This window comes from Heliomicrobium gestii, assembly GCF_009877435.1.
GTDB lineage: Bacteria > Bacillota > Desulfitobacteriia > Heliobacteriales > Heliobacteriaceae > Heliomicrobium > Heliomicrobium gestii.
This window is the reverse complement of the sequence record NZ_WXEX01000001.1, coordinates 25689-38473: the sequence shown is the minus strand read 5'-3', so window position 1 is coordinate 38473 and position 12785 is coordinate 25689. Positions and strand designations below refer to the sequence as shown.

The window sequence follows — 12785 nt, the reverse complement described above, 5'->3', positions numbered from 1 at the left end:
ACAACTCCTTTCAGCGGCGCACTTGGGCCGCCCTGGATTTGTAAAAGCGGGCAACAGAAGAAACGATGGCCAACCCAGCAGCGATGGCGACAGCGATCAAGCCGGCCTGGGTGGCCAGGGCGATCCCCCGGGAGTATTCCCCTTGCAGGAGGACGCGCATCGACTCGTAAATCGTCAGGCCGGGAACGAGTGGGATGAAACTGGCAACCACATAGACGATGACGGGCATCTTCTGCCAGCGCGCCAGCGCCTCGGCCAGCACCGCGATGGCGACTGCGCCCAAAAAGGAGCCCATGACCGGAGACTGGCCCTGGGCGTTGACGCCGAGGTAGATGAGACGGCCGACGACGCCTAGGATCCCCGCCGGGAGCAGCGTCCGCGACGGCAGTTGCTGGAGCACCCCGAAGGCAGCCGTCACGATCAACGATAGGAGGAGATCGATCAGCAGTTCCATCAGAATCCCCCTCCCCAGAAGGCCAGCACGAAGCCGCTGCCGCCGGCCAGCGCTCCGGCCACCAGCAACGCGTCAAGGCCTCGCACCGCTCCGGAGACCAGATCGCCGGCGATCAGGTCGCGAACGGCATTGGTGAAGGTGACGCCGGGCACCAGCAGGTAGAGGGTGCCCAAAATGATCTTGTCGGGATGCAACAGCCCGGCCTGTCCACCGGCCAGGCGAACCGTTTCCGAGAGCAACAGGGCGATCACAGCGGCGATGGCGCCGCCGGCAAATTCCTTGATAAAGTGCGTTGTCTGCAAAACCGTCAACCGGTCCAGGATGTTCATGGTGATGGCGCCGACCAGGGCGGCGGGAACCAGGTCGGCCAGGGTTCCCCCCAGCAACAGCGTCGCCGCGGCAGCGCCGACAGCTGACGCCAGGAGCACTCGCCTATGGTCATGGGTCACCTCACGCCGGATCGCCGCCAGTTCCCCCATCCCCTCGGCCACCGCCATCTGGCCGGCGGCAAACCGGCGCGAGAGGTCGTTGACCCCGGCGATCTTGTTCAGGTCGATGGTCCGCTGGGGAATTCGCCGGACCAGAGACAGCGGCGGGTCGCCGCCGGCGCCGTCGACCGATAAAAAAATTCCCGTCGGGGTGACAAAAGCCTCGGCCCCGGGCAATCCCCCTGCCTGGCAGATCCGCCGGATCGTGTCCTCCACGCGGTAGGTCTCTCCCCCGTTGACCAGCATGATTTCGCCGGCATCCATGGCCAGGCGCAGCACTTCATGACGTTCCATCTTCTCCCTCCGCGTTTATTGTACCCTCAAGGACGAGGAAATGCCAAGGGCCGGAAACTGCCTGCACAGTCTCCGGCCCTTGCCCGATCGCGCCGCCTCATTGCTGCCGGTATTTTGCCAGTTCCAGCTTGACCGTCGACTGGCAGGTGAGCCAGCGCTCATGAAAGCCCAACAGCCACTGGTTGTACTGGGATCGGCTCTGTTCCCATTGCTGGTAGATGATCGTTGACGCCTCCTGAAAGGCCTGGCCCCGTTCGAACTCCATGTTCTTGCTCGCCTTTTTCGCCATGTCCTGCATGGCGTCGACCATCTTGCTGATACAGCGTTCCATACGTTCATAGTGTTCTCGCAGGGTGTTGTTCTCCCGTTTCGTCCAGAGGTAGAGGGCCTGGTAAAAGTCCCTGTGACGGCGCTGGTTCTCTAGCGCCGTCCCCTGGCTGTCGGCATTGCTGTCCGACAGGTTGATCGCCAGAAAGGGATCGGCCGGTGTGAGCAACACCCCGTCAGACTCCATCATCGGTCCCAGTTGGGCGATGAAAATCTGCCAACGCCGCTCCTGCGTCAGCAGCCACTGCTGATAGGCTTGTTTCGGTTTTTCCCAGCGGGCGTACACCTCAAGCAGACCATCCTGGAAAGCCCGCGCCCGCGAGGTCTCCCCTGCGGCGCGGGCACTGTCGTATTGGCTTTTGAACTGGTCGATCACCTGCAGCAGGCAATCATCCATGGTCTTATACAGGGCCGATAGGGAGCTATTTTCCTGCTGTAGCCAGTCGTAAAGACCCGATAAGACGATAGCCTCTTCCTCAATCTTGCGGCGTGTCCGCCCGACAGCCTGCGCCGTCCGCTCCTGCTGCCGCTGAAGAAAATCACTCAGTTCCGCCTGACGGATCCGGTAGTCGCCGGTGCCGTTCAGGTCGACCGCCGACAGATCGCCCGACAGCACCCAGGCCGTCACCCGTTCCTGGGGAACCTTCAGTTGCTCCGACACATCGCTGAGGGTCTTCCACTCGCCCTTTTCGTTCTCGTCGTCCATCGGCAGCCACAGCCGTCACATCCGTTGCCGGGGAATCATCAGCGTCTGCCCAGCCTGCAAGGTGTCATCGGTGGACAGCTTGTTGATGCTGCGCACCAGTTCTTCCGGGATCCGGTTGCGGCGGGCGATGCTGCTGATCGTATCGCCTGCGCCGACGACAACGAAGCGCCAGCCGCTGTCATTTCGATTCCCTTTTCCATCGCGTGTGTCATCGACGGTGGGCTTCGCCGCCGCTGCGATTTTGTGCATGTCGTCGCTGGGACGCTGGATCCGGCGGATATCCCGTGGCTTTGGTTCACGCGCCGGGGCAGCGGGCGCAGGATTGACGGCGGTGGGGAGGTCGGGAAGCGGCCGAGCCAGGCGGCGCACAGCAGGCAGCGGCTGCGGCTGCTCTGGTTGCTCTTTATGGTTGATCTTGTTCCCCAATGCCCCTTCGCCGGTTCTTGGCCGATCGCGGAAGCGTGACGTGATGCGCGGCGTTTCCGGCAGGGATGGTTTGAGGGAAAGGGGTTGTGTTTTCAACGCCCCAGCCGGTTCATCAGAAGCATCGGCCGCTTCACCGGCGAGGTCTTCCGCTTCGACGGCAATGATCGGCCTTTCGCCTCCGCTGATCAACCCTTCCATGCTCTCCGGCGCAACCGGAAATTCGAATGGCGCAGTTTCCCCGAGGAAAATCGATTCCTGAATCTTCTCTGCCGCGAGCGTCCCCTCTGTGACCGGCGCTTTCTCCACTGCCATCGTTTCCTCTGAGGATGGGGCTTCATCCACAACAGGCGTTTCCTCTGCAGATAACGTTTCCTCTACGGCAACGTCCACTTCTTCGACCAATTCCGTTACCTCGATAAGGGCGCTTTGCTCAACAGTCCCGCTCGCCGCTACGGTTTCCCTTTCCTCGGCCATACCCGTTGCGCCGGATTCTTCAGCCCGGATCGACAAACCCTCTTCTTCTGAGGCAACCATCGACGTCTCTGCCTCTATCGCGAGGTCAGGCCCCCCTCCATCACGCTGCAATGATTCCGCTGCAGCCTCTCCATAGAGGGGATATTCGATCGTCTCATCGGGTTCCGGTTCCGGAACCGGCGCCAGCGAGGGAGGCGCCGCTTGTTGCAGGAACCCTTCGTCGTATTGAATGGTGTAGATTGTGCTGTCCAGGTAATCGGCATATCCGCCGATGAGTTCTGTCGTCTGAACCTCTTCGGCCCCAGTTTCATCTCCGTTCATGGCAACGGGGATCGACGCCTCTTGGGCCGCCGCCGCTTCGTCGTGGAAAACCTGTGGCAGATATGTTTCCGGCAAGGGATACTCGGCATCACCGTCAAAAGCGGGCGGTGTCGGGTATTCTGCCCATTCCCGGTATAACGGGTCTGCTTGGGGCGGTCGACGATATTCTGTCGTCCCATAGGCCAAGCCGTCAGGGGTTGGCAGGGCTGTGGCGATGAGTTCGGGAATCGGGGCTGCACCGGTGATTTCGGCAGTTTCATCGTCCCAGCGCAGCTCTCCGTGGGCGCTCCAGTCGAGCGGAATGCCTTGATCAACAGCAGCTGCTGCGGCGGCCGTTTCCGTCGCGCCACCGAGAGCCCCGCTCTCATAGGCCCGATCAGATAAGGCAATCCCCTCATCGTCCGGTTCCTCGGCGGTCACTGTGGCTTCTTCTGAAGCGGCGTCGACCTCATTCCGGGCAAGGTTCAGTCCATTTCGATCGCCATCGGCAACGGTGGCAAGGTCGCCGAAGACCCCATCACCTGGGGAAAGCCAACTTTCGGCGACCTCCCCATCGCTCGTCGAAGCAATCTCTTCATAGGTCTGACCATCGGTTGCCCCTTCTGCGCCTACTTCCGAAGCGTTCAACTCGATGGCGCCATAATCTCCGTGCACACTGTCCGGTTCTGCCGGCACTTCGCCATAAACCCCTTCATCCTCTGCTCCTTGCAACTGTGGCAGCAGCAGCCAGGCTGGACCATGGATCTCCCAATTCGACGCGTTCAAGGACAAGCGAGGTTCCCCGAGCCAGAGAATCCCGCTGCTAAAGGATGTGACTTTTTCCAAGATCCCCATCGGATCCCTTTCATCAGAGAGATAGGCCACTTGGGTGCGCAGTTCTGTCGTCGCCTCCCCTTCGCCACGGTCGACGCGCCATGCGAAAGCGACGACCTTTGCCTCTTCGGGAAGGCCCTCTCCCTCGATCCGGATCGTCTGTTCCATCCACTGGACAGAACGGCTGTTAGGGCTTCCTTCGGATACAAGCCCCACCGACAAAAGCAGATCAACCTTAAGCCGGTTCTCGCTCCAGTAGGGGTGGATATAGAGGATCGACAAGGCAGAGGCCTCCTGCGCCGCGTAGCTCTCTCCCTCTCCCGTCTGCTCGTCACTGGGACCGGGCATCTGGACCACCAACATCTGCTCCTGGCGAAACATCTTCGGCCCCAGGGGGATCTCCCGTTCGATCAGGGATAGTTTTTCCAGGCTGTCGACGGAACCTGACGGCTCGCCCTTTCCCTGAAGCGCCTCGACGCCCAAGGAGGATTCGCCGTCACGGCCGCTTCTCTCCTCGACCGGCTCCATGATGGCCCGCACCTGAAGGCGGATATTGGCCCGGACCTCATCATCCCTCCGCGCCACCTGGAGGAGTTCCATTTCGGCGTCGACACTTCCCACGCGCTCGCGCTCCCGGTCCGGAGAGCCGAGATCGAGTGAAACGAGATACAGTTCCACGCCCGATTGGCCCCATTCCCCACTGGTAGAACCGTTTTTTTCCATAGTCACGTCTGTTCCCTCCCAACCTTCGTCGTCTTCCAACCTATCGCTTAGCTCAGACGGGCGAACACATCGTGAGTGGACAGCGCCGCCTGGCGCCAACTAAAAGAAGCCGCCCGGCGCAGTCCCCTCTCCCCCAGCGCGGCGGCCAGCGCCGGATCGGTCAGCACGGTGTACAGAATTTCTTCCAATTGTTCGGCCCGAATGGGCGAGAAGAGCATGGCGCCATCACCGGCCACCTCCGGCAGGGAGGCCACATTGGCCACCACCGTCGGTGTGCCGCAAGCCATGGCCTCCACCGGGGGAAGCCCAAAGCCCTCATACAGGGAGGGGTAGACAAATACACTTGCCCCGTTGTAGATCCAAGGCAGATCATCCACCCCCACAAAGCCGATAAAATGAACATGCTCCTGCAACCCCCGGCTGGACACCATGATTTCAATGTCACTGAACTCCTTCGACTGTTTCCCCGGCAACACAAGGCAATGCTCTTCGGGGAGATGGCGACGAACCTGTTGGAAGGCGTGGATCAGCAACCGCAGGTTCTTGCGGGGAGAAAAACCGCCCACATAAAGCACATAGGGTCGGGTGACGCCGAATTTTTCCCGCATGTACGCCCGCGCTTGCCCTTTATCGAGCGGACGATAGTTCGGTTCCGCCGCCTCGTAGACGACGGTGATCTTTTCCTCGGGCACCCCGGTGATCTGCATCAAATCGCGGGCCGTGCAGCAGGAGGGGGCGATGATGTGATCGACCCGTTCCAAAATGCGCGGCATCTCTTCTAGAAAAATCCTCAAATACCCCCTGCCAACCGTTTCCGGGCAGATATAGGGGATTAAATCGTGGATGGTGACGACCAGTTTGCAAACCTTGCCGGTCGGCAAGCCGATGCCGTTTTGGGGGACATGATACAGATCGATTTTTTCCTGCTGGATCGCTTGGGGGATGTGCACCTCCTCCCAAAAACGCTCGCGGTTCTGCTCAACGAGGCGAAAGATCTCCTCCTGGGCAATGTGGAGGTGGCGGTACTCCTCACCAGGCCAAAACAAGCGCAACCGCTCCGGCGCATCGGCATGATACAGTTCGTACAGATGCCGGCAAAGTTGATAGGTGTATGTTCCGATTCCCGTTCCCCGGTACCAGATGGCCGCGCGGGCGTCAATTCCGATTCTCACTCTCCACCCCCCCATCGCCGCTTTTCACGGTTCAAAGGCGGCCAGGAAACTCAGACAAAAAGCGCCGCCGGTGCTTCTGGTGGTTTAAGAAGCGTTTTAGCCGCTTGATATGGTATTCCGCCGGTTGGCCGAGGGACTCAAAGTAATAGGCGCAGCCATACTGCCAAAAATCGTTAGGGAACGAGAGAAATGCCGCTAACACCTCCCGCTCGCCCTGGGAAAGGGGATAGGCGTCATGATAGGCCATCAAGAGATTGACTCCCTTCTCGACGGACCAGCGATCCCGTTTCAAGGCCCGGATCAACAGACTGCCGATGTCATGAAGTCGCGTGTCCATCACGGCATGATCGAAATCCAAAAAAGAGATCTGACCCTCCTCATTCAGGATCACGTTGTGGTGAGCCAGATCATGGTGACAGATTCCGCCTTCCGACGCTTCCCTTTCCATCAGCATGTGATAGGGAGAGTGGTCGAGAAGGGCGCAGGCTTCACGGGCTTCGACCAACAGCGCCTCGGCATGGGCCAGGTAGAGCCGGTCAAACTCGATCGATTCGTCCTGGCCTTCGCCTGTGCCCACCTGCTGTTCCATTCGTCTTTCCGCCCCTTGGCGGCAGGCTTCCATCTGGGCCAGCTTCGTCGCAAACAACCGGGGCCATTGCCGCCACAGATTGCGTCCCGCAAACTCCGGGGCGATAAAACCTCGCCCCGCGTAATGAAGCTCTGCCACCGCCGTCGCCGTCACCGCCAGATCACGCCAACGATCAAAATCACACTCGCGTCCCTCAATCCAACCGGAACAGAGCCAGTGGTCACTGCCCACGCTCAGGCAGAGAGCGCCCTGAGGGGTCAGTCTGATGGGAGAGAACCGCCGAAAACCCCGGACAGTCAGGTGGTGCTGCAACCGAAAGATCAATTGCAAGTCTTTCACGGGGTGTGGAAACCGCTTGAGCACCCATAATCCGCCCGGGTCTTCAATCCGAAAAGCGCCCCGCATCGGTTCGATGCGCCGGGGGCGCAGCCCATAGGCCATGAGCACCCGGGGATCAATCCCGCTGCCCCTCGGATCGGCGCTCATGACCGCCACCCCCGGCAGGCAGGCGGGTTGGACCGGTTTCCTTCGCCCGGAGGCATCCATCGCCCATGGTAGAGATGGGCAGGGCCATCGTTTTCATCGACGACAGCGAGCAGTGAATAGGGGTGCTGCGAGGGACAGCTTTTCAGGCGGCCTGTCTGATAGGGGGGCCCCATCTCCGCCTCCCAACTCCCCAACAGGTGCCCCTCGATGATCCGGCCCTGAAAGACCAGTTTTTCCCGAAGCGCTTCCGACCAGGGCGACAGGAGAAGACGGATCCGGCCTTTCGGCCACCCTGCGCCAGGCAGCAGGATAATCTGCCCTTCCCCCGAACCGGTTTCCCGCAAAAAAACTTTTCCGGCCCCTTCGCCACCATTCAAGGGAAACAGGAGCAAGAGGGTCACAGTGGTGGCCATCGACTCCCCTCCTCCGGCAGCAGCGGCGTCGCGCAGCCCATAAAAATAGGCGCACTGCCTTTCTGATACATACGCCCGAAGCGTCTATCCTATGACCGTAAGGCCCCGCGCAACGCGGCCACGGTAGGAAAAAACAGTGAAGCGAAGGCTCAGCGCCTCCGCTTCACTGTTTTGCTTATCTCGTTTTTTGCAAGTGCACGACTCGTCTATTTCCCGAGCGTCTCTTCCTTTTTTCCGGCGTCAGGGACAAAGAGCGGTTCACCGTATTTGTCGACACCGAAGGTTTTGATCATCTCTTGGCCTTCCGCCGAGAGCAAGAAGTCGCTAAAGGCTTTGGCGCCCTCCTTGTTCACCTTGGGGAATTTCTCGGCGTTGACTTCCATGACATGGTAGATATTGAGGAGCGCCGGCTCTTTTTCCAGCACAACGGCCAGCTTCAGGTTCTTTTTCTGGGCCAGATAGGTGGCCCGGTCTGTCAGGGTGTAGCCCTGTTTCTCCGAGGCCACATTCAGCGTCTGTCCCATCCCGGCGCCTGTCTCCTGATACCAGGCGTTGCCGGTCGGGGTAAGCGAGGCTTTCTGCCAGAAGGACTTCTCCATCTTATGGGTTCCCGAGTCATCGCCACGGGAGATGAAGAGTTTTCCGCCGCCGGCGATCTTCTTCAAGGCCTCCACCGTCGATGTAAGCCCTTTGACACCGGCTGGGTCGTCGGAGGGACCGACGACGATGAAGTCATTGTGCATGACCAGCTTGCGGTTGATGGCAGCGCCCTTCTCGACGACCTTCAACTCTGCGTCAGGCGCGTGGACGAGGAGCACATCGGCCTCTCCTTTTTCCCCGTAAGCGAGGGCCTGACCGGTGCCGACGGAGAGGGGCTTGACCTTGTATCCCCTCTTCTTCTCAAAGGCCGGGATCAGGACGTCGAGAAGTCCGCTGTCCGTGGTGCTCGTGGTGGTGGCCAGGATCAGATCGGGGTTGGCAGGCGCTGGCATGTTCTGCCCCTGTCCGCTCGGCGGCGTCGACTGCCCGCCCGGCTGGGGCGTTGTTCCGCAGGCCGCCAACAGCAGGGAGAGGATGAGAAACAGCGCGATGACGAGTCTCTTTCGGGGCGCCTTTGGGGGTGTCTGATACAACAATGCAATAACCTCCCTATTCTATGGTCTCTTCCCCTTCGCGCAGGCAGAGGAGAAAGGTCCCCTCACCGCCGGCAGCGACCGGCAATTGGAATGATCCCTCCGGCGTGTCCACGACCACCGTCTCCCCGGTGCGCGCCACGACCCGTCCCAACAGGATGCGCCGCTTGCCCACAAAATCGGCCACTTCACTGTTGACCGGTCGCGCCAGCAGTTCCTCCGGCGTACCATCCTGGACAACTCGCCCCGACGACAGCATCAGCGCCCGGTCGGCCAACAAAAAGACCTCTTCCATCACATGAGTGACGATGACAGCCGTGATCCCCTCTTCCTTAATGACCTCACGCAACTCCCGGCAGAGGGCGTCGCGCGTCGGCGGATCGAGGGAGGCAAAGGGTTCGTCCAACAAAAACAGCTCCGGGCCGCAGGCGAGCGCCCGGGCCAAAGCCACTCGCTGGGCTTCACCGCCGGAGAGGTGGCGCGCCTGCCTTTCCAGCAGATGGGCAACGCCGAAACGGGCGGCCCAGCGATGGACGACCGGCGCGATCCCGGAACGACGAACGCCGCGGATGCGCAAACCGGCGGCGATGTTTTCATAAACAGTTGTCTGAAACAGGCAGGGGCTTTGAAAGACCATGGCGATCCGCCGCCGGTTCTCCAGCAGGTCCGAACCGCCCAGGGGTCGCCCGCGAAAGCGGACCGTTCCGGCTGTCGGCCTTTCCAACCCGTGCAGCACCTTTAACAGGGTGCTCTTGCCGGCGCCGTTGGGCCCGATAACGGCTGTGATCTGACCAACGTGAAACTGCAGATCGTCGATCTGCAACAGGCTGCGGCGGTTTTTTATGACCTCAACCATTTCCAATGCGGCGCAGATGTCCGGCATCAACCCATCCGCCTCCCCTGTTGAATGACCGTCAGGATCAAGGTCACCCCGTAGGCCAGCCCCAGCAGGATCAGACTGAGGGCAATGGCCACATCGAGGTTGCCTTTGGACACCTCCATGACTGTAGCCGTCGTCAACACCCGTGTCAGCCCTTTTACATTGCCGCCCACCATCATGGAGGCGCCCACCTCAGACACGACACCGCCAAAACCGGCGATGACAGCGGCCAAAATGGACAGTCGCGCCTCCTGGATCAAGCGCCAGTAGACCTGCCACCGTGTCGCGCCGAGGGAAAGGATCTGCAGGCGCAGGTTGGGATCCAACTGTTCGACGGCGGCAAAGGTGAGGCCCATGACGATCGGCGAAGCGATGACCGCCTGGGCGAGGATCATGGCGGCTGGCGTGTAGAGGAGGCCCAGCATCCCCAGGGGACCGCTGCGCCAGAGCAGGATCGTCACGAACAGGCCCACCACCACAGGGGGCAACCCCATGCCGGTGTTGACGAGGCTGACGACGACCGCCTTGCCGGGAAAGCGAGACTGGGCCAACAAAAGACCGAGGGGAACGCCGATGAGCACACTGATCAGGGTGGCCAGTCCGGAAACCTTCAGTGTCAGCCAGGTAACCGACCAGACCTCGCCATCGCCCTGAATCAGCAGCCGGATCGCTTGTCCAATGCCGTCGAAGATCAGTTCCACAGGTCCACCTCTGCTTTTTTAAGCATATCACATTATTCTCCGGCTTTTGAGAAAATCCTCCCATGGCGTTTTGAGCGAAAAAAAAGACCCCATCGATCGCCGCGTGGAATCGATGGGGTCATGCTTCGTCGTTCTTTTTTTCCGCCGTCGCGGGTACAGGCGAGATCCCTTCGGCCGCAAGCGTTTCGACCCAACCACGCAGGTGTTTGTCAAAGAGGCCGTCGACGGCTGACTGAGACTCCCGGTTGAAGGCCTGAAACTGTCGGAGCAGCGCCCGCCCTGTTTCAGTGAGGGTCGCTCCATGCTCGCGGTGGCCGGGAAAGCGTTCGACCAGCTTAAACCCGAGCCGCTCTTCTGTCGTCGTCACCTTGCCCCAGGCGGCTCGATAGGACATGCCCATCCGGGCCGCCGCCTGGCTGATCGAGCCCGTCGCGTCGATGGCCTCGAGAAGGCCCATGCGCCCCTGGCTAAAGACGACCGCTCCCCGGACTTCCACCCAGATCTTGCAGTTCACTTTTATCTCAACCGGTTCGGGCGCAACGGGCGCCTTTTTCGTATCCATGGCGTCGACTCCCATCGGCTCCCTCTGGCGGATTCCCCTCCCTTCGAGGGTTTGGCGATCAGCCAGGAATAGCTGCCCCAATTATTCTGTTCGAGAGTGCGCTTTTCCTGCTCGGCGAGGTGCATTCCCCCTCGGTGCAGCGCTTTGGGTTGTTTGCGCCGAAGCGGCCCCAAGCAGATCATGGCGGTGAAAACATTGAGGAGACGACCTGCGCGAGACTTCCCTATTTAGGTGGGCAATGTCATCCCGGCTTGGCTCGCCATGCGGAAGGCGGCCGCATAAGCGCGGTTGCACGTTTCGATCGCCCGTCGCGTGCGCCGAAAGCCCTGATCCTGGAGCCTGCGATCGGGGATGATCTCGATCGTCTGGGCCGGTTCCGTACGGATTTTGCCTTCCAGGTGTTCGAAGAGGTCGAAGGGGATGATCAGACAGCCCAAAAGAAGCCGCCAGTCCGATTCAGACAGTTTTTCTACCGAATCATACCCTTCGATGATGTGGATCGCCTCTTTCCAGCCATCGCGGGAGGCGCGAACGGTGTCGTAAACGAATTGGGCCAATTCAGCGACGGGGATGTCGCGGCGACAGTGATTGAAACAGTCAACCCAGAAGGTTCGCTGGGTCTTCAAGAGCGACGCCGCGCCAAAGTGGCCGTGACAGAGGGCGCCCGCCTGTTCGATTTCCTGGCGCTTCTCCCCGTAGGCGGACTCCATCCAGGCAAAGCCCTTCTCGGCTCGTTCCGTCAGCTTCGGCAGATTCTCCTGCAACAGTCGATCGCTGTCCGAGAAAAACCGCTGTCGTCCCACCATCGCTTGCCAGTCGGCGGCTACCTGGCGGCCCCAGGCGAACTGGCCGGGAATATCGATCGGCCCTGCCACAGAGGCATCGGCAGGCTGAAATCCCCGTCCGCTCCGGTGCAAGAGAGCCAGTACGCGACCGGCCTCCCGCAAATCGGCGCTGCTGTCCAGTTTGGCCGAACGGCCGGGGAGCTTGTGATACAGGAAGTAGGCGCGGTCGCCCCAGGGGATGACCCATTCGCCATACTTGGAGAGACGCGGTTCCGGGCATTGGGGAAATCCCTTTTCCCGAAGATGCTGCAGCGCAGCCACCACGTTTCGCGCCCGCAGCAGCGCCTTTTCCCCCTCTACGAATTCCACCCGTAACGGGCCTCGGTCCGTCTCTGCCAGCAACCGTCCACCCTGTCGATGCAACGAACGCAGGTGCAAGTCATGCTCAGCCAGCAGTTCCAGAAGCCGCTCCCGTTCCACCCGGAGATCGGGCGCCAGCGTCGCCTTGCCCGATCGGGTTTCTGCTTCTTCGATCAGACTTCCTTGCTGGTCCTGATTCGGCAGCCCTTCGATAGGACGGTGCTCCTGAACCTGCTCTGCCCTTTCAAATGGGCCTTCCCCCTTCGCCTGCGCCGGCGTTGCCGCGACAGCGCCTGTGCTATCTGCCAATAAGGAGGGGCTTCCGGCAGCGTCTTTGGCGATGATGTTCGAAGTCCCGTCAGCCAAGTCCTCTTCCCATGTCAGGGAAAGCGGCGGGGTGTCCGGGAAGATTTGCTCCAACGGTTCCAAATCAAGGGGGGGAAGGGGATTGCCAGAGCCAAAGGGTGGCGCCGGCAACGAGCTCTCCGCTGGGGAAGGAAGGGCGTCAAACAAGGGGGACGGAAGATCCGGGACAATCTCCCGCTGGTCTGCCAGCGTCCCGGTTCGTTCCGGCGAACGCCGTTCCGGCCGGCGCGTCCGCGCCTTCCGGGTGGTGTTTTGAAATCGGGGATCGACCCCGACATAACGATTGACGACCAGCAAATTCTGTCACCTCCA

General features: G+C 60.8%; 12 protein-coding genes. All 12 read right to left on the bottom strand.

Annotated elements, in window-relative coordinates:
- Positions 1 to 10 precede the first annotated feature (10 nt).
- Positions 11 to 454: a threonine/serine exporter family protein gene (locus tag GTO89_RS00190; RefSeq protein WP_161260046.1), complete on the bottom strand. Its 444-nt coding sequence runs from the start codon at positions 452 to 454 to the stop codon at positions 11 to 13.
- Positions 454 to 1236: a threonine/serine exporter family protein gene (locus GTO89_RS00185; protein ID WP_161260045.1), complete on the bottom strand. Its 783-nt coding sequence runs from the start codon at positions 1234 to 1236 to the stop codon at positions 454 to 456. The genes GTO89_RS00190 and GTO89_RS00185 overlap by 1 nt, the downstream gene beginning before the upstream one ends.
- Positions 1237 to 1333: 97 nt before the next feature.
- Positions 1334 to 2269, bottom strand: a complete 936-nt coding sequence (locus GTO89_RS00180; protein WP_161260044.1) for a helix-turn-helix domain-containing protein — start codon at positions 2267 to 2269, stop codon at positions 1334 to 1336.
- A 15-nt stretch (positions 2270 to 2284) separates the two neighbouring features.
- On the bottom strand, positions 2285 to 5032 hold the full coding sequence (locus GTO89_RS00175) for a LysM peptidoglycan-binding domain-containing protein (RefSeq protein ID WP_161260043.1): 2748 nt from the start codon (positions 5030 to 5032) through the stop codon (positions 2285 to 2287).
- Positions 5033 to 5073: 41 nt separating this feature from the next.
- On the bottom strand, positions 5074 to 6198 hold the full coding sequence (locus tag GTO89_RS00170) for a glycosyltransferase family 4 protein (protein WP_161260042.1): 1125 nt from the start codon (positions 6196 to 6198) through the stop codon (positions 5074 to 5076).
- A gap of 31 nt (positions 6199 to 6229) precedes the next feature.
- Entirely contained in the window at positions 6230 to 7273 is a 1044-nt protein-coding gene (locus tag GTO89_RS00165) for a CotS family spore coat protein (protein WP_161260041.1), read from the bottom strand.
- On the bottom strand, positions 7270 to 7686 hold the full coding sequence (locus tag GTO89_RS00160; protein ID WP_161260040.1) for a hypothetical protein: 417 nt from the start codon (positions 7684 to 7686) through the stop codon (positions 7270 to 7272). The genes GTO89_RS00165 and GTO89_RS00160 overlap by 4 nt, the downstream gene beginning before the upstream one ends.
- A gap of 206 nt (positions 7687 to 7892) precedes the next feature.
- The gene (locus GTO89_RS00155; RefSeq protein WP_161260039.1) at positions 7893 to 8819 is read right to left on the bottom strand and encodes a substrate-binding domain-containing protein; all 927 of its coding nucleotides are present in this window, start codon (positions 8817 to 8819) and stop codon (positions 7893 to 7895) included.
- A gap of 16 nt (positions 8820 to 8835) precedes the next feature.
- The gene (locus GTO89_RS00150) at positions 8836 to 9702 is read right to left on the bottom strand and encodes an ABC transporter ATP-binding protein (protein WP_161260038.1); all 867 of its coding nucleotides are present in this window, start codon (positions 9700 to 9702) and stop codon (positions 8836 to 8838) included.
- Positions 9702 to 10400 carry an ABC transporter permease gene (locus GTO89_RS00145; protein WP_161260037.1) on the bottom strand — a complete coding sequence of 233 codons (699 nt, stop codon included), beginning with the start codon at positions 10398 to 10400 and terminating at the stop codon, positions 9702 to 9704. Before GTO89_RS00145 ends, GTO89_RS00150 begins: the two co-directional genes overlap by 1 nt.
- Before the next feature lie 118 nt (positions 10401 to 10518).
- Positions 10519 to 10962 (bottom strand): winged helix-turn-helix domain-containing protein, encoded by a 444-nt coding sequence (locus GTO89_RS00140; protein ID WP_161260036.1) that lies wholly within the window; start codon positions 10960 to 10962, stop codon positions 10519 to 10521.
- 227 nt (positions 10963 to 11189) lie between these two features.
- Positions 11190 to 12770 (bottom strand): phosphotransferase, encoded by a 1581-nt coding sequence (locus GTO89_RS00135; RefSeq protein WP_161260035.1) that lies wholly within the window; start codon positions 12768 to 12770, stop codon positions 11190 to 11192.
- Between the last annotated feature and the right edge of the window lie 15 nt (positions 12771 to 12785).

Excerpts from the sequence above, each read along its gene's own strand:
- GTO89_RS00185 (WP_161260045.1), bottom strand. The coding sequence starts at position 1,236 with ATGGAACGTCATGAAGTGCTGCGCCTGGCCATGGATGCCGGCGAAATC.
- GTO89_RS00160 (WP_161260040.1), bottom strand. The coding sequence starts at position 7,686 with ATGGCCACCACTGTGACCCTCTTGCTCCTGTTTCCCTTGAATGGTGGC.
- GTO89_RS00190 (WP_161260046.1), bottom strand. The coding sequence starts at position 454 with ATGGAACTGCTGATCGATCTCCTCCTATCGTTGATCGTGACGGCTGCC.
- GTO89_RS00150 (WP_161260038.1), bottom strand. The coding sequence starts at position 9,702 with ATGCCGGACATCTGCGCCGCATTGGAAATGGTTGAGGTCATAAAAAAC.
- GTO89_RS00180 (WP_161260044.1), bottom strand. The coding sequence starts at position 2,269 with ATGGACGACGAGAACGAAAAGGGCGAGTGGAAGACCCTCAGCGATGTG.
- GTO89_RS00165 (WP_161260041.1), bottom strand. The coding sequence starts at position 7,273 with ATGAGCGCCGATCCGAGGGGCAGCGGGATTGATCCCCGGGTGCTCATG.
- GTO89_RS00140 (WP_161260036.1), bottom strand. The coding sequence starts at position 10,962 with ATGGATACGAAAAAGGCGCCCGTTGCGCCCGAACCGGTTGAGATAAAA.